Annotated in this window: 23 protein-coding genes; 5 read left to right on the forward strand and 18 right to left on the reverse strand. The window is 70.1% G+C overall.

What is annotated here, in order from left to right; all coding sequences use genetic code 11:
* Positions 1–55 precede the first annotated feature (55 nt).
* The 7 genes from J8I35_RS03290 to J8I35_RS03320 all read right to left on the reverse strand — a co-directional run bounded on the left by J8I35_RS03290 (position 56) and on the right by J8I35_RS03320 (position 4,775).
* On the reverse strand, positions 56–667 hold the full coding sequence (locus J8I35_RS03290) for a DUF892 family protein (RefSeq protein ID WP_050013992.1): 612 nt from the start codon (positions 665–667) through the stop codon (positions 56–58).
* 59 nt (positions 668–726) lie between these two features.
* Positions 727–1,341 carry a DUF4142 domain-containing protein gene (locus J8I35_RS03295; RefSeq protein WP_209924460.1) on the reverse strand — a complete coding sequence of 205 codons (615 nt, stop codon included), beginning with the start codon at positions 1,339–1,341 and terminating at the stop codon, positions 727–729.
* A gap of 33 nt (positions 1,342–1,374) precedes the next feature.
* Positions 1,375–2,232: an SDR family oxidoreductase gene (locus tag J8I35_RS03300; RefSeq protein WP_209924461.1), complete on the reverse strand. Its 858-nt coding sequence runs from the start codon at positions 2,230–2,232 to the stop codon at positions 1,375–1,377.
* Positions 2,233–2,359: 127 nt separating this feature from the next.
* Entirely contained in the window at positions 2,360–2,926 is a 567-nt protein-coding gene (locus tag J8I35_RS03305; RefSeq protein ID WP_050013995.1) for a hypothetical protein, read from the reverse strand.
* A gap of 61 nt (positions 2,927–2,987) precedes the next feature.
* On the reverse strand, positions 2,988–3,287 hold the full coding sequence (locus tag J8I35_RS03310) for a DUF2795 domain-containing protein (RefSeq protein WP_209924462.1): 300 nt from the start codon (positions 3,285–3,287) through the stop codon (positions 2,988–2,990).
* A 27-nt stretch (positions 3,288–3,314) separates the two neighbouring features.
* Positions 3,315–4,343: an SDR family oxidoreductase gene (locus J8I35_RS03315; protein WP_209924463.1), complete on the reverse strand. Its 1,029-nt coding sequence runs from the start codon at positions 4,341–4,343 to the stop codon at positions 3,315–3,317.
* Positions 4,344–4,373: 30 nt separating this feature from the next.
* Complete coding sequence (locus J8I35_RS03320; RefSeq protein WP_089490472.1) at positions 4,374–4,775, reverse strand: BON domain-containing protein; 402 nt, start codon at positions 4,773–4,775, stop codon at positions 4,374–4,376.
* Positions 4,776–5,019: 244 nt separating this feature from the next.
* Between J8I35_RS03320 and J8I35_RS03325 the strand changes: the two genes are divergently transcribed.
* A complete protein-coding gene (locus tag J8I35_RS03325) occupies positions 5,020–6,339 on the forward strand; it encodes a glycosyltransferase family 1 protein (RefSeq protein WP_209924464.1) in 1,320 nt (439 codons plus the stop codon).
* Entirely contained in the window at positions 6,339–7,385 is a 1,047-nt protein-coding gene (locus J8I35_RS03330; protein ID WP_089490328.1) for a UDP-glucuronic acid decarboxylase family protein, read from the forward strand. Before J8I35_RS03325 ends, J8I35_RS03330 begins: the two co-directional genes overlap by 1 nt.
* Positions 7,386–7,436: 51 nt before the next feature.
* Here J8I35_RS03330 and J8I35_RS03335 read toward each other — a convergent pair whose 3' ends face one another.
* Positions 7,437–9,743: an ATP-binding protein gene (locus tag J8I35_RS03335; protein ID WP_209924465.1), complete on the reverse strand. Its 2,307-nt coding sequence runs from the start codon at positions 9,741–9,743 to the stop codon at positions 7,437–7,439.
* Between the two features lie 131 nt (positions 9,744–9,874).
* Between J8I35_RS03335 and J8I35_RS03340 the strand changes: the two genes are divergently transcribed.
* Both J8I35_RS03340 and J8I35_RS03345 read left to right on the forward strand, forming a co-directional pair.
* Positions 9,875–10,570 (forward strand): PIG-L family deacetylase, encoded by a 696-nt coding sequence (locus J8I35_RS03340; RefSeq protein ID WP_124593719.1) that lies wholly within the window; start codon positions 9,875–9,877, stop codon positions 10,568–10,570.
* Entirely contained in the window at positions 10,549–11,472 is a 924-nt protein-coding gene (locus tag J8I35_RS03345; protein WP_124555920.1) for a glycosyltransferase, read from the forward strand. Before J8I35_RS03340 ends, J8I35_RS03345 begins: the two co-directional genes overlap by 22 nt.
* A gap of 17 nt (positions 11,473–11,489) precedes the next feature.
* Here J8I35_RS03345 and J8I35_RS03350 read toward each other — a convergent pair whose 3' ends face one another.
* Positions 11,490–12,857 carry a sigma-54 dependent transcriptional regulator gene (locus J8I35_RS03350; protein ID WP_209924466.1) on the reverse strand — a complete coding sequence of 456 codons (1,368 nt, stop codon included), beginning with the start codon at positions 12,855–12,857 and terminating at the stop codon, positions 11,490–11,492.
* 346 nt (positions 12,858–13,203) lie between these two features.
* On the opposite strand from J8I35_RS03350, the gene J8I35_RS03355 reads away from it, so the two are divergent.
* Positions 13,204–14,244, forward strand: coding sequence for a sigma-54 dependent transcriptional regulator (locus J8I35_RS03355; RefSeq protein ID WP_209924467.1), 1,041 nt, complete (start codon positions 13,204–13,206; stop codon positions 14,242–14,244).
* Positions 14,245–14,271: 27 nt separating this feature from the next.
* On the opposite strand, the gene J8I35_RS03360 is transcribed toward J8I35_RS03355, so the two are convergent.
* The 9 genes from J8I35_RS03360 to J8I35_RS03400 all read right to left on the reverse strand — a co-directional run bounded on the left by J8I35_RS03360 (position 14,272) and on the right by J8I35_RS03400 (position 25,123).
* On the reverse strand, positions 14,272–15,222 hold the full coding sequence (locus J8I35_RS03360) for a glycosyltransferase family 4 protein (RefSeq protein ID WP_050014005.1): 951 nt from the start codon (positions 15,220–15,222) through the stop codon (positions 14,272–14,274).
* Positions 15,212–16,300, reverse strand: coding sequence for a glycosyltransferase family 9 protein (locus J8I35_RS03365; protein ID WP_209924468.1), 1,089 nt, complete (start codon positions 16,298–16,300; stop codon positions 15,212–15,214). The genes J8I35_RS03360 and J8I35_RS03365 overlap by 11 nt, the downstream gene beginning before the upstream one ends.
* The gene (locus J8I35_RS03370) at positions 16,297–17,298 is read right to left on the reverse strand and encodes a glycosyltransferase (RefSeq protein WP_209924469.1); all 1,002 of its coding nucleotides are present in this window, start codon (positions 17,296–17,298) and stop codon (positions 16,297–16,299) included. Before J8I35_RS03370 ends, J8I35_RS03365 begins: the two co-directional genes overlap by 4 nt.
* The gene (locus tag J8I35_RS03375; RefSeq protein WP_124555924.1) at positions 17,298–19,040 is read right to left on the reverse strand and encodes a carbamoyltransferase C-terminal domain-containing protein; all 1,743 of its coding nucleotides are present in this window, start codon (positions 19,038–19,040) and stop codon (positions 17,298–17,300) included. Before J8I35_RS03375 ends, J8I35_RS03370 begins: the two co-directional genes overlap by 1 nt.
* Before the next feature lie 3 nt (positions 19,041–19,043).
* Positions 19,044–20,246, reverse strand: coding sequence for a glycosyltransferase family 9 protein (locus J8I35_RS03380; RefSeq protein ID WP_124638223.1), 1,203 nt, complete (start codon positions 20,244–20,246; stop codon positions 19,044–19,046).
* Positions 20,243–20,854 carry an HAD-IIIA family hydrolase gene (locus J8I35_RS03385; protein WP_209924470.1) on the reverse strand — a complete coding sequence of 204 codons (612 nt, stop codon included), beginning with the start codon at positions 20,852–20,854 and terminating at the stop codon, positions 20,243–20,245. Before J8I35_RS03385 ends, J8I35_RS03380 begins: the two co-directional genes overlap by 4 nt.
* Complete coding sequence (locus J8I35_RS03390; RefSeq protein WP_209924471.1) at positions 20,845–21,594, reverse strand: SDR family oxidoreductase; 750 nt, start codon at positions 21,592–21,594, stop codon at positions 20,845–20,847. The genes J8I35_RS03385 and J8I35_RS03390 overlap by 10 nt, the downstream gene beginning before the upstream one ends.
* Positions 21,595–21,834: 240 nt before the next feature.
* Complete coding sequence (locus J8I35_RS03395; protein WP_209924472.1) at positions 21,835–22,362, reverse strand: hypothetical protein; 528 nt, start codon at positions 22,360–22,362, stop codon at positions 21,835–21,837.
* Positions 22,304–25,123, reverse strand: a complete 2,820-nt coding sequence (locus J8I35_RS03400; protein ID WP_245170059.1) for an ABC transporter transmembrane domain-containing protein — start codon at positions 25,121–25,123, stop codon at positions 22,304–22,306. Before J8I35_RS03400 ends, J8I35_RS03395 begins: the two co-directional genes overlap by 59 nt.
* Positions 25,124–25,157: the final 34 nt, after the last annotated feature.

The following is a 25,157-nucleotide window of genomic DNA, read 5'->3' on the forward strand; positions in this document are numbered from 1 at the left end:
TGAACCGGCAAGCGGGCGGCGGCGCCCGCGACGCCGCCACCCGCCCGCCCGGGCATTACATCATCTTGCCGCGCGAACGCTCGGCACGCGCCGCATCGGCGGCGGACTCCACCTTCTTCACTTCCTCCGGCGGCGGCAGCACCGCCTTGAAGCCCATCGACTCGATCCACATCTCACGCGCCCAGCCACGCGTGTGATACAGGTGATGATCCTCGTCGGCCTCCACCTCGTCGTGCGCGGCCTTCAGCGCCTTCGCCGCGTCGCTGTCGGGCAGTTGGTCGGCCGCATAGCCGATCAGCTCCCAGTTCAGGTGGTCCTTGGTTTCGGCGAGCACCACGCACTCGGCCGCGACGACCTGCGCGACGGCCGGATCGGCCTGCTTCTTCGCCTGCTCGATCACCCGCACCAGCGACTCGCCGGTCGCCGCCACCGCGGCGCGCCCCGGCGATTGCGCGTCGGGATCGAGGCCGAGCGTGGCGAATACCTTGCGCAGCACCTCCTGGTGATGCATCGTCTCGCGATGGTACTTCTCCCATTCCTTGTGCAGGTCCTCGTCGGTCGCGCACTGGAGCGCGGCCTCGTAGATCTTCGCGCCGCCAAGCTCGGTTTCGTATGCCTGGCAGAGCAGTTCGAGGATACCTTCGTGCTTCGATTGCCGTTGGGCCATGACTGCTTCTCCGAAAAAGCGGGCCGCACGTGCGGCCCAGGGGTGGAACCGGGCACGCGTTATTGCGCGCCCACCTTGCGTGCGAGCGTCTGCGCCATGCTCAGGTGATGCCTGAGCGTCGGCAGCGTGGACTTCGCGAACGCGCGCAGCTGCGCGTCCTTGCCGTCGCGCGCTTCGTCCTCGAACAACGCGACCGCCTTCTTGTGCGCATCGGGGCCGGCCGCCGCGAGATACGCGGTATCGAAGTCGTGCCCGCTCTTGCCGCGCAGCGCGTCGACGTCCGGATCCGAGATCTGGTCGACCTGCGGCTTCATGCCCTTGCGCGCGGCGAGTTCGGTGAGCTTCGCGTTCGCCTTGCCGTGATCCGCGACCATCCGCTTCGCGAACGCCCGCACGTCCGCCGACTGCGCCTGCTTCAGCGCGAGCTGGCTCGCCTGCACTTCCGCCTTGCCGGCCATCGCGGCCTTGTCGACGAACTCCGCGTCGACGCCCTTCGGCGCTTTGGCGATGCCGGGGTCGCCTGCGCCGCCCGCGCCCGACGACGGGTTGATCACGCCGCCCGGCACGTGCGAATTCGACGCGGGCGGCTCGCTCGGCATCTGCGCACGGGCGAGCCCCGATACGGCGAGCACGCCGGCGGCGAACGCCGCGATCGTCCAGTGGGGTTGTCTCATTGCTTTCTCCTTGTGCTTGCGCGGAAACGGCCATCAGCCGCCGACGATCGAGCCGCCGTTCGGATGCAGTGTCTGCCCGGTCATGTAACTCGCGCCTTCCGACGCGAGCAGCACGTAGCAGCCGATCAGTTCGTCCGGCTGGCCCGGCCGCTTGAGCGGCACGTTCGAGCCGAATTTCGCGACCTGCTCGGGCGTGAACGTCGACGGAATCAGCGGCGTCCAGATCGGCCCCGGCGCGACCGCGTTCACGCGGATGTCGCGTTCGGCCAGCTCGATCGACAGCGACCGCGTGAATGCGACGATCGCGCCCTTGGTCGCCGAGTAGTCGGGCAGTTTCGGGCTGCCGTGATACGCGGTGACCGACGCGGTGTTGACGATGCGGCCGCCCTGCTTCATGTGCGGCAGCGCGGCCTGCGTGCAGAAGAACATCCCGTACACGTTCGTGCGGAACGTGCGTTCGAGCTGCTCCTCGGACACGTGCTCGATGCCCGGCTGCGGATGCTGCTCGCCCGCATTGTTGACGAGCACGTCGAGCCGGCCGAGCCGCTCGACCGTGCGCGCGACCGCGTCGCGCGCCTGCTTGCGATCGCCGACGTCGCAGGCGATCGCCTCGCAGCGCCGGCCGGCCTGCTCGATCAATCGCTTCGTATGCGCGGCGTCGTCGGATTCCTTCAGGTAGACGATCGCGACGTCCGCGCCCTCCTTCGCGAAACCGATCGCGACGGCGCGGCCGATCCCGCTGTCGCCGCCCGTCACCAGCGCGACCTTGCCCGCGAGCTTGCCGCTGCCGACGTAGTCGGCCGCTTCGTCGCGCGGCTTCGGCTGCATGTCGCGTTCGGTGCCCGGCTGCTGCGCCTGTTTCTGCGGCGGTGGAGTCTGTGCGGTGGTCATGGATTCCCCCTTGAACGGATGCCGCCGATGCGGCGCAAGCGGCGTGCCACGTGCCGCGCACGCCGGCCCGCACGCGGCGGCCGGGGGGGCGGTTGGCGTTGCAAACGTTTGGAAAAAAAGGGCGTATTCAGCGCGGGACGCGGGACGCGGCTTCGTCGGGCCGGCGCACCGGATCGAAATCGCGCCATTCGCCGTCCCGCCAGTCGCCTTCGACGCGCTCGATCGACTTCGCGCCGGTCGCGCGCAGCACGTCTTCGGCGGCCGTTGCGGTGTCGGGCGTCACGCGCGCGGCGAGGATCACGCCCGTTTCGCTCTGCGCGAGCGTGCCCTTGCCTTCGGCCTGCTCGCCGCGCATCCGGCCGAGCGCGCCGCCGAATGCGCCGAGATACGCGCCGGCCAGCGCGGCGGCGGCCGGCACGAACCAGTAGCGCAGGCCGAGCGCATACACGATCAATCCGATCACGACGCCGATCAGCAGCCCACGCATCGCGCCGACCATCGCGCCGCGCCCGCCCGGCTTCGCCGCCGTGTCGGCGTACACGTCGCCGCCGATCGGGAAGCGCGCGTGCTGGCCGCCGGGGTTCAGGAAGAAGATCGACACGTCGTCGGGCCCGAATGCGCGCTCGTAGAGGTGACGCGCCCCACCTTCCGCTTCATCGAACGTCGTGAAACGGCCTGCGACGATCATCGCCATGGTCGTGCTCCTCATGATGGGTGCGCCGCGCGCGCACGCACGCGGCGCGACGGGGCGACGCTTACATCAGCCGCCCGAGTTCCTTCGATACCGATGCCGGCGTGTCGTATTCGCGCTCGGGAATCTGGCGCAGCATGTCGAGCACCTCGCGGTCCGCATGCGAGCGTTCCGCGCACTGCACGACGTCCGACTTGCTCGCCGGATAGTCCATCCCCTTCAGCGCCTTCTGCACGTCGACCGGGCTCGGCGGCTTGCCGTGGCCGGACTGATGGCCGCCCTTGTCGTGGTCCTGCTGCGTGCGCTCGCCTTCGTGCGCGCGCGAGTGGCTGTATTCGTGGCCCGTATGTTGTCCGGATGTCATGAAAGCCTCCTTGGAAAATGAACGAAATCACGCGGACGACCGGCGCGCCCGCGCGAATGCGGCAAACACCAGCGCCGCCGCGCCGAGCGCGACCGCGCCGGCGACCTTCGGGCGCTGCACCACCGAGTTGTACGCACAGCTGCGCAGCACCGGCCCTTCCATGCCTTCGCGCTCGTGCAGCGCATGGCGCGAGTCGTACAGCGCGTTGTCGTCGCGCGGCCGCGCAGGCCGCACCGTGCGCTGGCCGCGCGAGAACAGCGTGGCCGCGACGCGATCGAACAGCCGCGGCGCGTGATACGCGCTCGCCGACGTGAACTTGGCCGCGCCGCCGACGAACAGCGTGCGGCGCGGATGCGCGGCCGAGAACAGGACCGCGTCGGCGACCAGATCGGGGTCGTAGATCGGCGGCGGCAGCTTCGCCTCGACGTTCATGTAGTTTTTCGCGTGCATCACGAACATCGTGTCCATCGCGGCCGGCTTGATCAGCGTGACGGACACCGGCAGGTGATCGGCTTCCATCTCGAGCCGCAGCGAATCGGTGAAGCCCTTCACCGCGTGCTTCGACGCGACGTACGCGCTTTGCAGCGGCAGCGGCGCGTCGGACGCCTCGCTGCCCATGTTGATGATGGCGCCGCCGTGGAAATCGCTCTTGCGCCGGAAATGGTCGGCCGCGACGAGCGAGCCGTGCACGACGCCCCAGTAGTTGGTGTCGAACAGCCGGCGCTGATCCTCGAGCGGCACCTGGGCGGCCGTGCCGAAGATCGACACGCCCGCGTTGTTCACCCAGGTGTCGAAGCCGCCGTACGTGTCGGCCGCCGCCGCGGCCGCGCGCTGCAGATCCTCGATGTTGCCGACGTCGCCGGCGACCGGCACCGCGAGCCCGCCGTGCTGGCGGATTTCCTCGCACAGCGTGTTCAGCGCGTCCTCGTTGCGCGCGAACAGCACGAGCTTCGCGCCGCGCCGTGCCGCCTTGCGCGCGGTGACGAGACCGATGCCGCTCGTCGCGCCGGTGATCACGATCGCCTGTTCGCCGACCGGTTTGAGCATGCAGTTCATCACTGGACTCCTGTTACGGTCGCGTCGCGATTATTTGGGCCGGATGGTCAACTGGTCGCGCACGTCCTGCACGCCGTCGATCTGCTTCACGACGCTGACGGCCTGCGTGCGCTGCTGCTCGTCGGGCACGCTGCCGGTGAGCGTCACGGTGCCGTGCCGCGTCTTCACGTGGATGTCGCCGGTCGACAGGCCGCTCGTGCCGGTCAGCTCGGCCTTCGCCTTGGTGGTGATCGTCGCGTCGCGGATCTTCGTGCCGGTGCTCGAATGCGACGACGTCGACGACGATGCAGTGCCGTCGTCGCCGGCGGCGACCGCGTTCGGCGCGACCACCATGCACGCGGTGGCCGCGGCGATCGCGACCGCCATGCCGGTGCGCAGCGCGCGCTGACGACGGATACGCGGCGGGTGGGCTTGCAGCTGGAATACCTTCATCGTGACCTCCTTTTCATCGGGCCGGGCGAACCGGCGAGTGAGCGGAAGTCGCGCAAATCGCGTGCCGCGCCGCGTGCGCCGCATGCCTGCGCGCCGTCGCGATCAGACGCCCTTTCATCCAACGCGTTGTAATTTTTTCGGCACAGGGAGAAGCGGTTTTCCCCGCCATGCGGCGGGCATGCCGATTGCCGAGGGACCGATAACGGCGGCCCGTGTGCGCGGCCCCGATATCGGGAGCAATACCATGCAGAGAATCGCGTTGATCAGTGAACATGCATCGCCGCTGGGCGTGATCGGCGGCGTCGATGCCGGCGGTCAGAACATCTATGTCGCGAACGTCGCGAAGCAGCTCGCGGAGCGCGGCCTCGACGTCGACGTCTACACGCGCTGCGACAATCCCCATTTGCCGGAAGTGGTGTCGATCGGCGCGCGCATGCGTGTGATCCACGTGCCGGCCGGGCCGCCGACCGACGTGCCCAAGGAGCGGCTGCTGCCGTACATGGGCGCATTCGCGCAATACATGATCGCGCGCATGCGGCGCGAGCCCGACCCCGTCGACGTGATGCACGCGAACTTCTTCATGTCCGGCGAAGCCGGGCTGCGCGTGAAAAAAGCGCTCGGCATCCCGCTCGTCACGACGTTCCATGCGCTCGGGCGCGTGCGGCGGCTGCACCAGGGCACGGCCGACGGCTTCCCCGACGCGCGCTTCGCGATCGAGGACACGCTCGCGCGCCGCTCGGACCGCCTGATCGCCGAATGCCCGCAGGATGCGCTCGACCTGACGACGCACTATCGCGCCGATACCGCGCGCATCGAGATCGTGCCGTGCGGCTTCGATGCGCGGGAATTCCGGCCGGTGCCGCGCGTCGATGCGCGCGCGCGGCTGGGCTGGCCGCAGGACGCATTCGTCATACTGCAACTGGGCCGCCTCGTGCCGCGCAAGGGCATCGACACCGTGATCGACGCGCTCGCGCGCATGCCGCGCGATCCGCAACGGCCGACGCACCTGTACGTCGTCGGCGGCAGCCAGCCGACGCCCGACCCCGCGCGCGATCCGGAACTCGCGCGCCTCGCCGCCTTCGCGCACGAACTCGGGATCGCGAACCGCGTGACCTTCGTCGGCCGGCGCGATCGCGACGCGCTGCACCTGTACTACAGCGCGGCCGACGTGTTCGTGACGACGCCGTGGTACGAGCCGTTCGGCATCACGCCGGTCGAGGCGATGGCCTGCGCGGCGCCGGTGATCGGCAGCGACGTCGGCGGCATCCGCACGACGGTCGACGACGGCACGACCGGCTATCTCGTGCCACCGCGCGACCCGGCCGCGCTGGCCACGCGCCTCGTGCAACTGCGGGCGCAGCCGGACCTGTGCGCGGCGCTCGGCCGTGCCGGCTACCTGCGCGCGCATCGCTTCTACACGTGGCAAGGCGTCGCCGACCGCCTCGTCGACATCTACCGCGACGTCGCCCACGCGCAGCGCGCCGGCACGTCGGCCGGCACCGGCCGGCGCACGCCGGTCGCCACCACGCGAGGCGTGCTCGCACACCGCAAGGAGAATACGTAATGAAGGGCTACGATCGAAAACGCGTGCTCGTCACCGGCGGCGCCGGCTTTCTGGGTTCGCATCTGTGCGAGCGCCTGGTGACGGACGGGCACGACGTACTGTGCGTCGACAATTTCTACACGGGCGCGAAGGACAACATCGCGCACCTGCTCGATGCGCCGAACTTCGAGCTGATGCGGCACGACGTGACGTTTCCGCTCTACGTCGAAGTCGACGAGATCTACAACCTCGCGTGTCCGGCGTCGCCCGTCCACTACCAGCGCGACCCCGTGCAGACGACGAAGACCAGCGTGCACGGCGCGATCAACCTGCTCGGTCTCGCGAAACGCGTGAAGGCGCGGATTTTACAGGCGTCGACGAGCGAAGTGTACGGCGACCCCGACGTCCACCCGCAGGACGAGCACTATTGCGGCCGGGTCAATCCGACCGGCATTCGCGCGTGCTACGACGAAGGCAAGCGCTGCGCGGAAACGCTGTTCTCGGACTATCACCGCCAGTACGGCGTCGACGTGCGGATCGCGCGGATCTTCAATACCTACGGGCCGCGGATGCACCCGGCCGACGGGCGCGTGGTGTCGAACTTCGTCACGCAGGCGCTCGCGGAACAGCCGCTGACCGTCTATGGCGACGGCAAGCAGACGCGCTCGTTCTGCTACGTGGACGACATGATCGACGCGCTGATCCGGCTGATGGACGAACCGGGCGACGCGAGCGAGCCGGTCAATCTCGGCAGCGACGTCGAGATCGCGATGATCGACGTCGCGCGCGAAGTCGTGCGGATCGTCGGCGCGAACGTACCGATCGAGTTCCGGCCGCTGCCGTCCGACGATCCGCGCCAGCGGCGGCCGAATCTGGCCGCCGCGCAGAAGCGGCTCGGCTGGCGCGCGACGACGACGTTCGCGAACGGGCTCGCGCACACCGCGCGCTACTTCATTCAACGCCAGGTCACGCACCACGCGCCCGGCGACCTGGTGCGCAGCACGCGCATCGCGTCGCATCTGCTCGCGCAGGTCCACACGCAGAACCGGCCGGCGCCGACCACGTGACGCGACCCGACGCGACCGACACGACCTGACGCCGCCGCGACGCGCCGCGCGTCAGCCGTCGCGTTTCGTCACGTGCGCGATCTTGTACGCCAGTTCGCGCACGTCGACCGGCTTGCACAGGTAGCCGTCGAAACCGGCCTCCAGCGCACGGCGTTCGTCGGCGAGGCCCGCGTGCGCGGTGACGGCCAGCACGCGCACGTCGGGCGGGCCGCCGTCGCCGTTCAGCGCGCCGCGCCGCAATGCGTCCAGCAGCCAGAAGCCGTCGCCGTCGGGCATCGCGAGATCGGACAGGACGACCGTCGGGCGGATGTCGGCCATCATCGCGAGCGCCTCGCGGCCGGACGACGCGATCGCGACGGCCGCACCGAACGTGGTCAGCGCGGCCGTGAGGCTCGCCCGCGTGGTCGCATCGTCGTCGACGATCAGGATGCGGTGCGTGTCGAGCACGAGCGCGTCGCGCCGGCCGCCGGCCTGCGCGATGCTCCACGCCATCGCACCGCCCGGCTGCCAGCCGGCCGGCAGCGTCACCGTGAACGTCGTGCCGCGATCGCGGCCCGCGCTCGCGACGCTCACGCGGCCGCCGTGCAGCTCCGCGATGTGCCGCACGATCGACAGGCCGAGGCCGAGCCCTCGCCGCGGCGACGCGGGCGAATCGTCCGCGCGGCGGAACATGTCGAACACGTACGGCGCGAATTCCGTCGCGATGCCCTGCCCCGTATCGATGACGGTCAACACCGCATGCTTGTCGTCGCGTGCGAGCGCGACCGTCACGCTGCCGCCGGTCGGCGTGAATTTCAATGCATTCGAGATGAGGTTCGACAGCATCTGGCGCAATCGCTCGGCGTCGCCGGATACGATGCACGCGGACGCGTCGCAGTCGAATTCGAGCAGGATGCCGGCCGACGACGCGGCGGTCTGGAACGAGCCGACCTGGTCGGAGAACAGCCGCACGACGTCGACCGGCGTCGCATCGAGCCGCAGCTTGCCGGTCGCGAGCGACGACGCGTCGAGGATGTCGCCGACCATCCGCGTGAGCGAGCGCGCGCTGCGATCGATCGCGTCGATCGCCTGATGCTGCAACGCGTGGTCGCCCGTGTTGCGCAGCACCTCGATCCACCCGTAGATCACGTTCAGCGGCGTGCGCAGTTCGTGCGATACCGTGGCCAGCAGCTCGTCCTTCAGCCGGTTCGACGTGTCGGCCTGGTCGCGCGCGTCGCGCGCCCCCTGCAACGAACGCTGCGCCCGCAGGTCGCGGCGGCGCTGCGCACCGGTTTCGCGCAGCGTCAGCGACAGCGCGACCCACGCCCGCGCATCGCCGTGCACCGGGCATGCCGATACCGTCGCCCGAAAACGTCGGCCGTCGCGTCGCACGCACAACAGTTCGAGCGGCCCGATCGGCTCCTGCATCGTGTCGAACGACTCGACGAGCGGGTTGAGCCGCAACCAGCGCCGCGCGATCAGCGTGTCGAACCGGCGGCCGCGCGCGTCGTCCTCGTCGTAGCCGAAGATCCGTTGCGCCGCCGCGTTCCAGCTGGCGATGCGGCCGCTCGCGTCGATCCCGACGATCGCGTCCGGCAACGCATCGACGACCGCATGCTGAAGCCGCGACGCGTCGACGCGCGCGCGCTCCGCGCCGGCCTCGCGCAGCAGCAGCACCGCGCCGTCGACGTTGCCGTCCTCATCGCCGATCGGCGACGCGACCGCGACGATCGGCACCGGATCGCCGCTGCCGGCCTGCAGCCAGTGCCGGTCGGACGTCGCGTCGGCGCCGCCCAGCGCGTGGTCGAGCGGCGTGGTCTGCACGCGGCGGCCTTCGCGATCGACGAGCCGCAGCACGTCGCGCACGGGCCGGCCGATCGCATCGTCCGACCGGCAGCCGACGAGTTCGGCCGCGGCCGCGTTGACATAGGTGAGCCGCCCGTTCGGATCGGTCGCGATCACGCCGTGCGGCAGCGCGCGCAGCACGGCTTCGAGCTGCCGGCGCGCAGACGCCTCGCGTCGGCGCGCGCGATCGTTCGTGAGCCGCGTGTGATGCAGCAGCGACGCGACCGCGCATGCCAGCGCGCCGATCAGCATGAACGTGCCCAGCTGCACGAGCCGGTCGGGCAGCGGCGCCGTATAGGCGGCCGGGTCGGACAGGAACAGCGTCCAGACGAGCAGCCCGCTGACCACCGTGGACACGATGCCGAACACGAACGACGTCGCCCATGCGGCGCCGGCGAGCAGCGGGTAATACAGCACGAACGGCAGATTCACGCCGCCGAACCGGATCGCGAGCGTCTGCAGCACGGTCGCGATCGCGACCAGCATCACGGCCGTTGCGTAATTTCCGGCCTGCGGCCGTGCAATTTCGATCATTGGACATGCTCCTGTGCGGACAGTCGAAGGCGGCCGGCGGGGGCGCCGCGAGTGGGCACGACACATGCTGACCCGCATGTTGGCCGATGCGCACCGGCGGCCCGGCCGCTCACGATGGAGATCTTCACGCCATGCCCGACCCGACACGCTGGCTCGTCGTCTCGCCGCATCTCGACGATGCCGTCTTCAGTTGCGGGCAACTGCTCGCCCAGGCGCCCGGCTCGATCGTCGTCACGGTCTTTGCGGGGGTGCCGCCGCCCGGCACGCCCGCGCCGCCGTGGGATCGCCGCGCGGGGTTTCGCCACGCCGACGAAGCAATGCGCGCGCGCCGCGACGAAGACCGCCGCGCGCTCGCGCTGCTCGACGCACGCCCCGTGTGGCTCGACTTCCTCGACGATCAGTACGGCGTGCCGGCCACGTCGACCGCGATCGCGGCGCGCGTGGCCGACGTGATCGACGCGCACCCCGGCTTCGGCGTGCTCGCGCCGGCCGGCCTGTTCCACCGCGATCATCTGCAGGTGCAGGAAGCCATGCTGTGGCTGCTGCGTGACGACGATGCGTCGCACATCTGGCGCTTCTACGAGGACGTGCCCTATCGCCGCATCGACGGGCTGATGGCCACGCGCGTGAGCGGCTGGCGCGAACGCGGCTGGATCGCGCATCCGGTCGCCGCGCCGGCCGGCAGCAAGACGGACGGCGTCGCCGCGAAAGCCGCCGCCGTCGATGCGTATGCCAGCCAGGTGACGCTGCTCGAGCCTCATATGCGCGCCGCGCTCCGCGAACCCGAAACGATCTGGCGACTCGAATGCGACGTCCCGTCCGTGTAACGCCCGCGCGCGCCGCCCTGCCGCCGGCCGAGCCGCGCGTGACGGCCGTCGTGCTGACCTGCCGACGCGCCGCCGAACTCGCGCGCACGCTCGACCACCTTTGCGCGCTGCCGGACCGGCCGGCGATCGTCGTCGTCGACAACGGAGCCGACGCCGAGACGGCCATGCTGATCCGCGAGCGCTTTCCGTATGTCGCGCTCGTGCATGCGCCGGGCAACCTCGGCGCGGCCGGCCGCAATCTCGGCGTCGACGTCGCCCGCACGCGCTACGTCGCGTTCTGCGACGACGACACGTGGTGGGCGCCCGGCTCGATCGCCGAAGCCGCGAACCTGCTCGACGCGTATCCGCACGTCGCGGCCGTCACCGCGCGCGTGCTGGTCGGCCCCGGCGAGCGCGAAGACCCGACCTGCCGACTGATGGCCGACAGCCCGCTCGACGCGCCCGTCGCGCTGCCGGGCAGGCCGATTCTCGGGCTGCTGGCCGGCGCGACCGCGTTCCGGCGCGACGCGTTCGTGCACGCGGGCGGCTACCACCCGCGCTACTTTCTCGGCGGCGAGGAAGCGCTGCTCGCGCTCGACCTGACTCGCGCGGGGCACTGGCTCGTGTATGCGCCGCGCCTCACCGTCCATCACTACCCGTCGACGCAGCGCGACCGGCCCACGCGCGAGCGCACCGCCGCCCGCAACGCGGTGTGGACCGCGTGGCTCAGATGGCCGGCCGCCGCCGCGTGCCTGCATACGGTGCGCATGCTGCCGCTGCTGCGCCGTGAACGCGCGATCGTGCGCACGTTCGCCGGGCTGCCGTGGATCCTGCGCGAACGACGCGCGATCCCGCCGCACGTCGAACGCATGCGTCGCCGCCTCGAGCGCGACCCGCGCCGCGAGGCCGGAACCGAAACGTGAACGCAATCGCAGCGGCATCAGGAATCCGGCTTTTCCGCTTCGTCTTCCAGTTGCGCGAGCCGGTTGTAGATCGTCTTCAGGCTGACGTCGAGCACCTCGGCCGCCTGCGCCTTCACGCCGCCGCATTGCGCGATCGTGCCGAGGATCAGCTTGCGATCGACTTCCTCGAGCGGCGTGCCGAACGGCACCGTCACGCGATCCTCGTGCGAATCGACCATGCTCGACAGTTCGTCCATGATCGGCGGCGGCAGCGTGTCGATCACGTCGGCATCGGTGAAGATGCTCGCACGCTGCACGAAGTTGCGCAGCTCGCGCACGTTGCCGGGCCATTCGTAGGTCTTCAGCGCTTCGCGCGCGGCCGGCGAGAAGCGCAGGTTCCGGCCGCTCTCCTCGTTGTAGCGCTGCAGGAACGCATCGGCGAGCATCGGGATGTCGTCGCCGCGTTCGCGCAGCGACGGCAGCGGGATCGGGAACACGTTGATCCGGTGGAACAGGTCGGGCCGCAGCTTGCCGTCGGCCATCGCGGCTTCCGGATCGCGGTTGGTCGCGGCGACGATGCGCACGTCGACGTCGATCTCGCGCATCGAGCCGAGCCGCGTGACGCGCCCGGTTTCCAGCACGCGCAGCAGCTTGACCTGCGATTCAACCGGCATTTCGGTGATTTCGTCGAGAAACAGCGTGCCGCCGTCCGCGCGTTCGAAGAAGCCCTTGTGCTGGCGTTCCGCGCCGGTGAAGCTGCCGCGGTCGTGGCCGAACATCTCGCTCTCGACCAGGTTCGCGGCGATCGCGCCGCAGTTGACCGCGAGGAACGGCCCGCGACGGCGCAGGCTGAGGTCGTGCACCGTCTGCGCGGCGAGCTCCTTGCCGGTGCCCGATTCGCCGGTGAGCAGCACCGACGCTTCGGTACGCGCGACGCGACCGATCGCGTCGTACACGGCCTGCATCGCGGGGGAGCTGCCGAGCATGCGGCCGAAGCGGCCGAGGCGCTGCAGCTCCGAACGCAGCTCCGCGATTTCCTCGTGCAGCGCGCTCGTGCGCGGCACGCGCGCGAAGATGCTGTTCAGCCGCTGCATGTTCAGCGGTTTCACCAGATAGTCGGTCGCGCCGCGCCGCAACGCATCGATCGCGGTTTCGAGGCTCGCGTGGCCGGTGGTCAACACCATTTCGCAATGCGCGCGCTTGGGCAGCGCGTCGAACAGATCCATCCCGTTGCCGTCGGGCAGCACGAGGTCGCACAGCACGAGATCGGGGGTATGCGTCGAGACGAGCGTGCGCGCTTCTTCAAGCGTCGCGGCCGTATCGCACGTCAACTGCTGCGTGCGTGCGAGCGTGGCGAGCATCGTTCGCGTGTCGGCGTCGTCTTCGACGATCAGGACGTAAGGCATCGAGGCTCCTGTTAATGCGGCCCGGCACATGCGTCGGCCGGTACCGCGACACGTGCAGCGTCATGCACGTCACAAAGGCCTCGACGGCATTTTCAACGCTGCACACGAATGGGCAGACAAGCTGTCCTGCACTGAAAACGCGTGCTTAGCAGTATAGAAGAAGGGTGTCGTGCATTCGTCGCTCATCGAATAAATCTATCTTCCGGCGCGAACCGCATTGCCAGATTCAATGTCGATGAAGCGGTATAAAAGGTATCCTGAATACGTCAAAAAACGACGTATGCCGCGTCACTTTTTACCTGGTCACCACCCATTCGGTCAAAACTTCCCAACCCGGTCATACTCCATGTCGAAATCCGACGATGACGGCACGCGACTATTCGGCCGTTCGAGAACCATTCAGGATCTGCTACTGAAAGTGTCGCGCGTCGCCGCCACCCGCGTGAGTGTGCTGGTGGTTGGCGAAAGCGGGGCGGGCAAGGATATCGTCGCCCGGCTCATTCACGACATGAGCCCGCGCCGGCGCGGGCCGTTCGTTCCGGTCAACTGCGGCGCGATTCCGAAGGACATTGCGGAGTCGCACTTGTTCGGTCACGAAAAAGGCAGCTTCACGGGCGCCGTTGCACAACATGTGGGCATGTTCGAAGCCGCGCGCGGCGGCACGCTGTTTCTCGACGAAATCGCCGAGATGCCCCTCGAATTGCAGGTCAAGCTGCTGCGCACGCTCGAAACCAACACGATCGTGCGCGTGGGCGGCCACGACGCGATTCCGCTCGACGTGCGGATCGTCGCGGCCACGCATCACGATCCGGTCGAGGCCATGCGCAACGGCACGCTGCGCGAAGACCTGTTCTACCGGATCGCGCCGATCGCGCTGCACGTGCCCGCGCTCAGGCAGCGCGAGGACGACGTCGGCGACATCGCGCTGCAGATCGTCGAACGGCTGAACGCGCGGCACCGCACGAGGAAGCGCCTGTCGACGCAGGCGATGAAGGCGCTGCGCGCATACACGTGGCCCGGCAACGTGCGCGAACTGCGCAATGCGCTGGAGCGCGCGTTCATCCTCGCCGACAAGCAGATCGAACTGCAATTGCCGCGCCGCCCGCCGCCGCGCGAGGAAGTGCGTCACAACGCGATGACGCTGCATATCGGCACGACGCTCGCGCATACGCAGCAGCGCTTCATCGTCGCGTCGCTGCGGCATTTCAACGGCGACAAGCCGCGCACCGCGAAAGCGCTCGGCATCAGCCTGAAAACGCTGTACAACCGCCTCGCGCTGCTGCCCGAAAGCGAGCGCAATGCGGCCAGCGGCAGCGCGCCGGCGGCGGCGGCGGCTGCGTCGAACGGCAACGGCGCGCCGAGTTCGCCGCCCGCGCCGCCTCCGTGAGCGCGGCGGCCCACGCCGCCGCCGCCGTCACGCCGTCACGTCCCGCAGCGCGGCGTCCCAGTCGCGCGCGAAGCGCTCGATGCCGAATCGCTCGCACGCGTCGCGTTTGGCCGCCGCGCCCCACTCGCGCGCGAGTTCCTGATCGCGGATCAGCGTCCGCATCGCGTCGATCAGCACGGCCGGCCGCGTATCGGCCACGCCGTTGCTGCCGGTCTTCACGAGTTGCGCCATCTCGGTCGTCGCGAGCGCGACGATCGGCAGCCCGATCATCATCGCCTCGATCACCGCGAGCCCGAGGCTCGTGTAGCGAATCGGATTGAAGAAGAACCGGTAGTGCGACAGGAACTGCGGCAGCGCCGGGTTCGGCACTTCGCCGATCCCGCCGAGTTCGGTCGAGCCCATCCCGACCAGGTCGATCGGCACGCTGTGCCGCACGACCTCGAACAGGTCCGCGCCGAGGCGCCGGCCGCGGCGCGCGAGGTTGTTCACGACGGCCACGCCCTTCGGCAGCGTGCCGCGATACTCGACGCCTTCCGGCACCAGCACGCCGTGCTCGATCACGCGCGTCGGCGTCACGCCGTTGTCCCACATCAGCGCGTTGAACGGCGTCACGTGCACCAGCAACACGTTCGGGTCCTGCACCGGATGCAGCGTGTCGGTCGGATGCTCGCGCGGCGGATCGTGCTCGACGAACAGCGTCGGCAGCGCGCGCTGCGCTTCGCTCAGCAGCCGCAGGCGGTCGTGCTGGTAGTGCTTCACGTGCTGATACAGCACGCAGTCGAATTCGGTGTCGCGCACGCACTCGGCCGGCACCTCGTGCACGTTGTCGCCCCACGGCAGGTGGCCGACGCGGCCCGCATAGCCGGGCGGATGCTGCGGCTTCGTCACGATGTAGAAATCGTGCGGCGCCTGCGACAGGTAATACAGATAATTGCCATGCACGTGCCAGGTCAGCACGCGCAACCGCTTAACAGACATGACGTCTCTCCTCCGCGAGCAGTTCGCCCGCCCGGTCCATCACGTCGCCGACGCCGATCGCGGTCGCGCACTCGTGCCCGTACGGGCAGGTATCGAACATGCACGGCCGGCACGCCGGGTAGTTCGCGAGCACGCGATGACGTTCGGCGTCGAGCGGCGCCCAGCGGGCCGTATCGCTGCCGCACGCGACGACGATACTCGGCGTGCCGAGCGCCGCCGCGACATGCGATACGCCCGTGTCGTTGCACAACAGCAGCCGCGCGCGGGCGATCAGCGCGGCCAGCGCGCCGAGCGGCGTGCGGCCGCACAGGTTCACGCACGGCCGCCCGAGGTGCTCGGCAAACGCGCTCGCGAGCCCCAGTTCCGCGCGCGTGCCGGTCAGCACGATCTGCCAGCCGTCGTCCGCGAGCTGCCGCGCGGCGAGCGCGAAGCGTTCGACGGGCCAGCGCCGCGACGCCATCCGCGCGCCGGGATGAACGATCACGTAGCGGCCGGGATCGAGCGCATGTTCGTCGCAGAGCACGTGCCACAGCGCGTAGTCGAGGCCGCCGAGCGGAAATTCGAGGTAGTCGCCCCAGTCCGCATAGCCGAGCTTGCGCGTGAGCGCCAGATAGCGCGCCACCTCCGGTTCGTCGTCGCGCCAGACCAGCGCGCAGTCGAGCGTGGTCGTGCCGCCGTCGGCCGGCACGAAGCCGGCCGTGCGCGTCGCGCCGAGCGACGCGACGATCGCGTTCGTGTGCACGCCGCTGCCGTGCAGCTGGATCGCGAGATCGAAGTCGCGCGAGCGGCATTCGGCGATGAACGCCTCGCGCGTGGCCGCATCGGGTTCGGGCTGTTCGCTGAGCCCCGGCGCGCCGGGGAATGCGATGAAGCTGTCGATGTAATCGGAAAATCGCGACGCGAACTCGCGCGCCCACGGCAGGCCGATCAGCGTGATGCGCGCGTCCGGTTCGCCGCGCCGCAGCGCGCGCAGCGCGGGCACCGCGCACAGCATGTCGCCGAGCTGCAAAGCGCGGAATACCGCGATCCGCTTCGGGCCGCGCGAGCCGTCGGAATCGACGCTGGGATCGAGCTTCATAGGAAGAACACCCGGAAGTGAAGCGCGCCGCGCATGCGCCAGTACAGCGACACGGGCGGAATCGCGATGGAGGTAACGATCATCTCGGCCACGTGCGACGCCGTGAGCTGCGTGCCGCGCAACCGTTTCGCGCAGAACCCCGCGGTAATCGCGGCCCACACCGCGACGCACACGATGGCCGGCGCCGGCCAGCCAGCGGCGAAACAGCCGATCGCGCCGAGCGCGGCGAGCACGGCCGCGTAGTAATGCCACGGCGGCACGGGCCGGATATGACGCCGGTACGTCGCGCGGTGCTTCTTGTACAACAGCGCATCGAAATACACCTTCGACTGCGCGCCGATGCTCGATCCCCAGCGCGCGGGGCGCACCGGATGCACGATGCGCGCGGCGTCGGCGTCGACGATCGGCCCCGCATGCTCGCGCAGCGCGAACATCAGGTCGGCGTCCTCGCGCCACGCGCGCGTGAAGCGTTCGTCGAAGCCGCCGATGCGTTCGAGCGCCGCGCGCCGCACGAAGCAGTTGGCGGTTGCGAATTCCGCATGCGCGAGCCCCGCCGCGTCGCGTTCGTAGTCGGTCGGGCGCGGCCGCAACGGCACGTCGATCCGGCCGGCGGCCGCCGCCGCCGACGGCGCGGCCTGCAGCGCGGCCGCGCCGTTGCGCAACCAGTCCGGATCGGGGATCGTGTCGTCGTCGGTGAACGCGATCAGCGCGCCGCCCGCGCTGCGCCAGCCGACGTTGCGTGCGCCGGCCGGGCCTTGCGTGTCGGGCGCGGTCATGTAGCGGATCACCGGCACGTCGGTCACGCGCGCGCGGCACGCATCGACGACAGCGCGCGCACTGCCGGCCGGGTCGTCGTCCACGACGACGATCTCGTAGGTGGTCGGGTCGAACACCTGCACGCACAGCGCGTCGAGGCAGCGTTCGAGCAGATCGGGCCGCCGGTAGGTCGGCACGACGACCGACACGACCGGCGGCAGCTGCGTGTCGCGCATGTTCATCACGGCTTCTCCAGCAGGAACGGGCCGATCACGAGCGCGTCGAGCGGCGACGTCCAGAAGCATTCGATCGCGTCGCGCGGCGAGCACACGATCGGTTCGCCGCGCGTGTTGAACGACGTGTTGACGAGCACCGGCACGCCGGTGAGCGCGTCGAACTCGGTCAACAGCGCATGCAGCAGCGGATGCTGCGTCGCGTCGACGGTCTGCACGCGCGCGGTGCCGTCGATGTGGCGCACGGCCGGAATTTTCTCGGCGCGCTCGGGCAGGACGTCGTACACGAACAGCATGAACGGCGCGCGCAGCGGCGTGCGCCGGCCGCCGCTGAACCAGTGATGCGCGCGATCCTCGAGCACGACCGGCGCGACCGGCCGGAAATCCTCGCGATCCTTGATCCGGTTCAGCTTGCGCTGCATGTCCGGATCGATCGGCGACGCGAGGATCGACCGTGCGCCGAGCGCGCGCGGGCCGAACTCCATGCGCCCCTGGAACCAGCCGATCACGCGGTTCGCCGCGAGCAGCGCGGCCGTCTGCGCGGCGACGTCGGCGAGCCGCCGGTACGGCAGCTGCGCTTCCTTCAGGAACGCCTCGATCGCGTCGTCGTCGTAGGCCGGCCCCAGGTACGCATGATCCATCCGCCAGCCGCCGCGCGCGCCGCGCATCCGGAAGTCGGTCCACAGCGCGGCGCCGAGCGCGGTGCCCGCGTCGCCGGCGGCCGGCTGCACCCACACGTCGTCGAACGGGCCGCGATCGCGGATCTTCGCGTTCATCACGCAGTTCAGCGCGACGCCGCCCGCCATCGCGAGCTGCCGCTCGCCGGTCTCGGCGGCGAGCCAGTCGACCGCCTGCAGCGTCGTCTCCTCGAGCACCCGTTGCAGCGCATGCGCGATGTCGCAGTGATGCGGCTCGATCGGGCCGCCGCGTTCGCGCGGCGGGCCGAACAGTGCCGCGAGATCCGCGTCGCGCACGTCGTAGCGCCCTTCGCCGCGATACTGCACGAGCTTGCGCATCTCGTCGGCGAACACCGGCTTGCCGTACGACGCGAGCGCCATCACCTTGTATTCGTCGGACGAGTGCAGGAAGCCGAGATAGCGGGTCAAGCGCTCGTACAGCAGCCCGAGCGAATGCGGCAGGTTGACCTGCCCGAGCCGCCGGTACGATCGGCCGTCGAACACGCCGTAGCTCGTCGTCGCCCGTTCGCCGCGCCCGTCCATCGTCATCACCGCGCAGCGTTCGAACGGCGCGGCGAGAAACGCGCTCGCCTCGTGCGCGAGATGGTGCTCGATGAAATGCCAGCGGAACGGCCCGTCGTGCGTGACGCCGCGAAAGCGCCGCTGCAGATGATGCGGCACGCCGCCCGCGAGCTGGCGCGGCGCGTTGACGATCGACGACAGGAACAGCGGATGCCACGGCGACGCGCCGTCCTCGCGCGGCGCATGCGCGGACGGCGACAGCGGCAGGGTGAGCGCCGGCGCCGTGCCTTCGCGGTCGAGTTCGAACCACGGGTCGTACGAATACGCGACGTGGTCGACGTCCGCGAGCGTGATGCCCGCTTCCGCGAGGCAATAGTCGATCGCGTGGAAAGGCAGCTCCCAGGTCGAGAACGGCACCGGGCGCTTCGCGTGCTTCACGTGCGTGAAGCGTTCGTCCTCGGCCGCCGCGACCACGACGCCGTCGCGCACGATGCACGCGGCGCTGTCGTGGAAGGCGGCGTTGATGCCGAGCGTATGGATCGGATCAGGCATGCGTCAGTTCCTCGTGATGACGTGCGCGAACGGAATCACGTTCGATGCGTGCGCCGCGACCGGCTCGTCGTCGTGCGCGGCAGCCCGCGCGGCCGTGCGTTGCGCATGGCGCGCGCTGCCCCGCAGCAACGCGTGCACGGCGGCGGCGACGTCGTCGACGCTCACGCCGCGCAGGCACGGATGGCCGGGCTGGTTGCACACGCTGCGGTAGCAGTTGCGGCACGGCACGTCGACGTTCAGCACACGGTGCGGCACACGCCACGGCGTGTGCTGCGGATTGGTCAATGCATACAGGTCGACCACCGGCGTGCCGAGCGCGGCCGCGAGATGCACGGGGCCGCTGTTGTTCGACAGCAGCAGGTCGGCCGTCTCGATCAGCGCGCCGAGTTCGCCGAGCGGCAGCACGCCCGCGAGCGGCACCGCGCGCGGGCCCGCCCGTTCGCACACCGCGTCGACCAGCGCGCGTTCGTCCGCGCTGCCCGTCACCGCGATGCCGTCGAACAGCGGCGCGACCGCGGCGGCCGCTTCGCCGAAACGCTCGGCCGGCCAGCGCCGCGACGCGGCGGTCGCGCCCGGATGGACGACGAGCCAACGCGGGCGCTCCGCCGCCGGCCGGCGCGCACCGCCGAAGCGCTGCAACGCGGCCTGCAGGCGCGCATGCACCGCACGCCGCGCCGCGTCGCCCGGCTCGAACGCCATCCGCCAGTCCGCCGTCTTCGCGCCGACGGCACGCACCAGCGCGAGCTGGCGCGCGACCTCGTGGCGCACGTGCGATGCCGGCTCGGTTTCCGGCACGCGGTCGGTCAGCAATTCATACGGGTTCTCGCGGCAATGCGCGAGCCGCAGCGGGATGCCGGCGAGCCAGCACATCATCGCGGCGGGCAGCGGATTCTGGCTGTAGACGGTGAAGATCACGGCCGCGTCGAAACGGCCCGCCAGCAGCCGGTCGATCATGTCGAGATCGGCCACCGGATCGCCGCGCACGTCGGGATGCTTGACCCACGGCGCGTCGTAGCTCCACACGTCGTCGACCATCGGCAGATGCTGCGCGAGCGCGGCGCCCGTGCGCGACGTCAGCAGCGTCAGCTGGCGATCGGCGCCGCTCTCCTTCAGCGCGCGCAGCGCGGGCGTGGTCATCAGCACGTCGCCGATGCTGTCGAGCCGCACGCACAGGATGCGCCGGGCGCGGCTCCAGGCCGTGCTCATTGCCGCACCCACGAGCCGTGCCGACGCGCGGCTTCGCGCACGACGATGCCGGCGGCGAGGTCGATGCGATCGACGACGTGATGCGGCGTGCGCGCGGCGTTGAGCCGCCACTCGGTCTCGTTGCCGCAGTCGACCAGGATCGTGCCGCAGCGCGCGGTGCGGCCGGCCTCGACGTCGTCGAGGATGTCGCCGATCATCCAGCTCCATTCGGGCGCGGCGCCGAGCGCGGCCAGCGCGCGGCGCAGCATGCCGGGGCGCGGCTTGCGGCAGATGCAGTCGCAGGTGTAGCGCGGCACGCTGCCCCTCGGGTGATGCGGGCAGTAAAAAAAATCCGCCAGCGTCGCGCCGTTCGCTTCGAACAATTCGGCGAGGCGCTGGCGGACCGCGCCAAGCTCGTGTTCGGTAAAGCGGCCGAGCGCGACGCCCGGCTGGTTCGACACGACCGCCAGCGGCATCCCGGTCGCGCCGAGCGTGCGCAGCGCGCGCGCGGCGCCCGGCGCGAGGCGCATGCGCGCGGGATCGACGTTGTACGGCACGTCGTCGAGCAGCGTGCCGTCCTTGTCGAGCAGCACCGCGCCGGGCAGCCGGCGTTCGCGCTTCAGGGCCATGACGTCTCCTTCATCGGCAGCACCATCAGCTCCGGCACCACGGTGCCCGGCGGCTGCATCAGCACGAAACGCACGGCGGCCGCAACGTGCTCCGGCGGCTGCAGCGTGTCCTCGTCGATGTCGGGAAAACGGTCGAGCAGGAACGGCGTGCGCATCCCGCCCGCGACGATCGCCGACACGCGCACGCCGCTCGGCCGCAGCTCGGCATGCAGCGCGTGCGACAGGCCGAGCAGCCCCCACTTCGTCGCGTGATACGCGGACGCGTTCGGCCACGCACGCTTGGACGCGGTCGACGCGATGTTCACGATATGGCCGTCGCCGCGCGCCTTCATCATCGGCACGGCCGCGTGACACATCAGGTACGGGCCGAACAGGTTCGTCATCAGCACCTGCTGCCACGCGTCGACGCTCACGTCGTCGATCGGCGCGGTCACGTCGATCGCCGCGTTGTTGACGATCACGTCGAGGTCGCCGAGCGATTCGCGCGCATCGTGCACGACCTGCAGCACCGATGCTTCGTCGCGCACGTCGAGCGGCCGGCCCACCGCCTGCCCGCCGTGCCGTTCGAGCCGCTGCGCGACGGCTGCCGCGCGGTCGCCGTCGAGATCGGCGACGACCACCTGCGCGCCGTGCTGCGCCAACTCTTCGCAAATGGCTTCGCCCAGACCGCGGCCGCCCCCGGTCACGAGTGCGGTCCGGCCGGCGAGCGGCGGTTTGGCTGGATCGTGAGTCGCGTTCACCTGCACCTCCTGTCGATGTCGGAAAGCAATCCGGCTGATGGCGACACTTGTCGCGACAACCGTCCGTGCAGGAGGTACAGCTAAAACCGTGCCGGCCTGCGCGGGCCCGCGCCGCATCGGGCCGGAGGCACACGCTCGCTGGCTTTTTTATAACCTGCTGTAAAAACGCGTCCGTGCGGCCGCGCCTGGGCGGCCCCACCTGGGCGGCCCCACCTAGGCGCCCCCACCTAGGCGGCCCCCTCAGATCGCGAGCCCGTCGGGCGTGGCCTGCGCGCGGTGCTTCGCGAGCGCGCGCAGGCAGTGCGCGATGCAGCCCGCGAACGCCTCGTCGAACCACGGCTGCGCGCCCGACACGCCAACCACGATGCCGCCGAGCGCGACGCCGCCCCACAGGTTCGTGTCGCCCGCGCGCAGCCGGTACGGCTCCAGCGCCTGCACGACGTGGCCGTCGCGGCCCGTTTCCCACGACAGCCGCGCCTTGGCCCGTGCATACGCGCGATAGTCGGCGTCCCAGTCCTTCGGGTCGGGCAGCGAAAACTCATACAGGATCGCGTCCTCGAACGCCGCATCGTGCGGCCCGAGCGCCGGGTTCATGATCACGATGTGCAGGCAACCGCTGTCGCCGACAAAATCGCTCTGCAGCGCGGCGGACAGGGTCGGCAGCAGCAACTCGACGGCCGCCACCGCGGCCTGGCGGTCCGCGAACGCGCTACCGCCGCGACGTGCGTTCAGGGCTTCGGGTGTCGTCGGATTCAGAAGGTTCGGCATGGATTTCTCCGGAGGAAAACGCGAGCGCACGCAACGCCGCGATCAGGTCGGCCGCTACCGCGGGCTTGGTCAGGTACGCATGGAAACCGGCTTCGACCGCACGCGTGCGGTCGCGATCGCGCGCATGGCCGGACAACGCCAGCGCTTCGAGCGGCGCACGGCCGTCGCGGTCGCGCGCGGCATCGAGCTGGCGCACGCGCGCCATCACCGCGTAGCCGTCCTCCTCGTCGTCGCCGAGATCGATGTCGCAGACGAGCAGCGCCGGCCAGTCGGCCCGGCGCGCGCGCCACAGGTCGTCCAGCAGCGCCTGGCCCGACGCATACGCGTGCACGTCGGCGCCGGCCACCTTCAAGAGCGCGGTGAGGGCCTCGCGCGCCTCGTCGTGGTCGTCCACGCACGCGATGCGCAGCCCGTCGAGCGGCTTCGCCGTGGCCGCCTTGCCGGCCTCCGGATGCGGCAACGCGCCGTCGGGCTGCATCGACGCCGGCGCCACCGCGTACATCGGCAGCGACAGGTGCAGCGTCACGCCAGTATCGTCGCGTTCGCGCACGACGTAGCCGCCGGCCTCCTCGATCGCGTCCTGCAATCGTTCGAGATCGATCAGCGACAGTTCGGTGGCGTCGACGCCCGCGCACGCGATCGTGATCCGCGCTTCGGGGTCGTGGCGCGCGGTGCGCACCTCGAGCTGCCCGCCGCTGCTCGCTTCGATCGCGCCGCGACACAGTTCCCACACGAAGCGCCGCAGCGCGGCCGGATCGGCGTTGACGACGAGATCCTCGTCCGACACATGGCGGAACACCGGCACGCCGCGCAGCGCGGCCGCCTCCGCCAGCGAATCGAGCACCTGCGACACGAGCGGGTTGATCCGCACCGGCTGCCGCGCGAACTTCGCCTCCGTGCGTTCCAGTTCGCGCTGCTTCGCCTGCAGCGACCACATCTGCGCATACACGCCGCCGCTTTCCAGCAGATCGTCGTGGGTGCCCTGCTCGACGAGCCGGCCGTACTCCATCACGAGGATGCGGTCGGCGTCGACGATCGTCGACAGCCGGTGCGCGATGATGAGGCTCGTGCGATGCTGCGCGACGCGCATCAGCTCCTGCTGGATCGCGCGCTCCGAGCGCGTGTCGAGCGCCGACGTCGCCTCGTCGAACACGACGATCGGCGGCGCCTTCAGCAATGCGCGCGCGATCGCGACCCGCTGCCGCTCGCCGCCCGACAGCCGCACGCCGCGCTCGCCGACGCGCGTGTCGTACGCATCGGGCAGCCGCTCGATGAACGCGTCGAGCTGCGCGCCGCGCGCGGCCGCGATCACCTCGCCGCGGGTCGCGTCGCGCTTGCCGTACGCGATGTTGTACGCGAGCGTGTCGTTGAACAGGATGGTGTCCTGCGGGACGATGCCGAGCGCGTCGCGCAGGCTGCGCTCGGTAACGAGCCGTAAATCCTGGCCGTCGATCCGGATCGTGCCCGCGTCGGGCTGGTACAGCCGGAACAGCAGCCGCGCGAGCGTCGACTTGCCCGAGCCGCTGCCGCCGACCACGGCGATCGTCTGCCCGGGCTCGATGCGGAACGACACGTCGAACAGGATCTGCCGGCTCGGCTCGTAGCCGAAGTCGACATGCTCGAACTCGATCGCGCCGCCGCGCACGACGAGCGGCTGCGCGCCGGGCGCATCGCCGTCCTCGCCGGGCTTGCCGCGCGCATCGAGCAGCCCGAACAGCCGCTCGATGTTCGTCATCGCGTCGTTCGCCTCGCGGAACACGAAGCCGAGCGCATTCAGCGGCAGGCTGATCTGGATGATGTACGCGTTGATCAGCACGAGATCGCCGATCGTCATCGCGCCGCGCGCGACCTGCTGCCCGGCGAGCAGCATCACCGCCGCGATTCCCGCGCCGATGCACGCGCTCTGCCCGATATGCAGCGTCGACAGCGCGTACTGGTTGTCGACGCCGGCCTCGCGCCATGCGTCGAGCACGCGATCGAGCCGGTTGCGCTCGACGTCCTCGCGCGCGAAGTACTTGACCGTATCGACGTTCAGCAGGCTGTCGACCACGCGCGAATTCGACTCGGCCTCCAATGCGTTCACGCGCCGCTGGTAACGCATGCGCCGGCGCGTGAACACCACCGTATACGCCGCGTAGACGGCAAACGTGACGACGATGATCGCGGTGAAGCCGCCGCCGTACTTGCCGATCACGATCACGAGCACCGAGCCGATCTCGATCGCCGTCGGCACGATCGTGAACACCGCGACGCCGAGCAGGTAGCCGATGCCGGCCGTGCCTTTCTCGAGGTCGCGCACGACGGCACCCGTCTCGCGCTGCGCATGAAAGCGCGCGCCGAGGCGATGCAGATGGCCGAACGTGCGCACGGTAAACGACGCGACCGTATGCTGCGTGACCTGCACGAAGGTCATGTCGCGGACTTCGTTCAGCGCGTTCGACGCGAAGCGCACGACCGCGTACGCGAACAGCAGCAGCACCGGCCACGCCATCGGCTGGCCGGCCGCGCGACCGAAGCCGTCGACGATGTCCTTGAGCAGCAGCGGCACCGACACGGCCGCCGCTTTCGCGAGCACCAGCAGCACGATCGCCGCAAGCACGCGTGCGCGGTAATGCCAGATCGCGCGCCAGAGTTCGACCGCGATCCGGACGCGCAGGCCGCGCCTGTCGTGGCGATGGCGGCGATGGCGGTGGTCGCGGGGGTCGCGGCCTGCCGCCGCATCACGTTCGTTGACGGGCGTTTCGTCGATTCCGGTCGTCATGCACGCATTACTCGCGGTCGGGCGCGGCGTTTCA

The organism is Burkholderia sp. CpTa8-5, from assembly GCF_017815045.1.
GTDB classification, from domain to species: Bacteria; Pseudomonadota; Gammaproteobacteria; order Burkholderiales; family Burkholderiaceae; genus Burkholderia; species Burkholderia sola.

Coding starts and splice junctions, on each gene's coding strand:
- J8I35_RS03400 (WP_245170059.1), bottom strand. CDS start 25,123: ATGACGACCGGAATCGACGAAACGCCCGTCAACGAACGTGATGCGGCG.
- J8I35_RS03365 (WP_209924468.1), bottom strand. CDS start 16,300: ATGAAGCTCGATCCCAGCGTCGATTCCGACGGCTCGCGCGGCCCGAAG.
- J8I35_RS03375 (WP_124555924.1), bottom strand. CDS start 19,040: ATGCCTGATCCGATCCATACGCTCGGCATCAACGCCGCCTTCCACGAC.
- J8I35_RS03315 (WP_209924463.1), bottom strand. CDS start 4,343: ATGAACTGCATGCTCAAACCGGTCGGCGAACAGGCGATCGTGATCACC.
- J8I35_RS03395 (WP_209924472.1), bottom strand. CDS start 22,362: ATGCCGAACCTTCTGAATCCGACGACACCCGAAGCCCTGAACGCACGT.
- J8I35_RS03370 (WP_209924469.1), bottom strand. CDS start 17,298: ATGAACATGCGCGACACGCAGCTGCCGCCGGTCGTGTCGGTCGTCGTG.
- J8I35_RS03295 (WP_209924460.1), bottom strand. CDS start 1,341: ATGAGACAACCCCACTGGACGATCGCGGCGTTCGCCGCCGGCGTGCTC.
- J8I35_RS03330 (WP_089490328.1), top strand. CDS start 6,339: ATGAAGGGCTACGATCGAAAACGCGTGCTCGTCACCGGCGGCGCCGGC.
- J8I35_RS03345 (WP_124555920.1), top strand. CDS start 10,549: ATGCGACGTCCCGTCCGTGTAACGCCCGCGCGCGCCGCCCTGCCGCCG.
- J8I35_RS03300 (WP_209924461.1), bottom strand. CDS start 2,232: ATGACCACCGCACAGACTCCACCGCCGCAGAAACAGGCGCAGCAGCCG.
- J8I35_RS03325 (WP_209924464.1), top strand. CDS start 5,020: ATGCAGAGAATCGCGTTGATCAGTGAACATGCATCGCCGCTGGGCGTG.
- J8I35_RS03350 (WP_209924466.1), bottom strand. CDS start 12,857: ATGCCTTACGTCCTGATCGTCGAAGACGACGCCGACACGCGAACGATG.
- J8I35_RS03355 (WP_209924467.1), top strand. CDS start 13,204: ATGTCGAAATCCGACGATGACGGCACGCGACTATTCGGCCGTTCGAGA.
- J8I35_RS03335 (WP_209924465.1), bottom strand. CDS start 9,743: ATGATCGAAATTGCACGGCCGCAGGCCGGAAATTACGCAACGGCCGTG.
- J8I35_RS03360 (WP_050014005.1), bottom strand. CDS start 15,222: ATGTCTGTTAAGCGGTTGCGCGTGCTGACCTGGCACGTGCATGGCAAT.
- J8I35_RS03320 (WP_089490472.1), bottom strand. CDS start 4,775: ATGAAGGTATTCCAGCTGCAAGCCCACCCGCCGCGTATCCGTCGTCAG.
- J8I35_RS03290 (WP_050013992.1), bottom strand. CDS start 667: ATGGCCCAACGGCAATCGAAGCACGAAGGTATCCTCGAACTGCTCTGC.
- J8I35_RS03385 (WP_209924470.1), bottom strand. CDS start 20,854: ATGGCCCTGAAGCGCGAACGCCGGCTGCCCGGCGCGGTGCTGCTCGAC.
- J8I35_RS03380 (WP_124638223.1), bottom strand. CDS start 20,246: ATGAGCACGGCCTGGAGCCGCGCCCGGCGCATCCTGTGCGTGCGGCTC.
- J8I35_RS03310 (WP_209924462.1), bottom strand. CDS start 3,287: ATGACATCCGGACAACATACGGGCCACGAATACAGCCACTCGCGCGCG.
- J8I35_RS03305 (WP_050013995.1), bottom strand. CDS start 2,926: ATGGCGATGATCGTCGCAGGCCGTTTCACGACGTTCGATGAAGCGGAA.
- J8I35_RS03340 (WP_124593719.1), top strand. CDS start 9,875: ATGCCCGACCCGACACGCTGGCTCGTCGTCTCGCCGCATCTCGACGAT.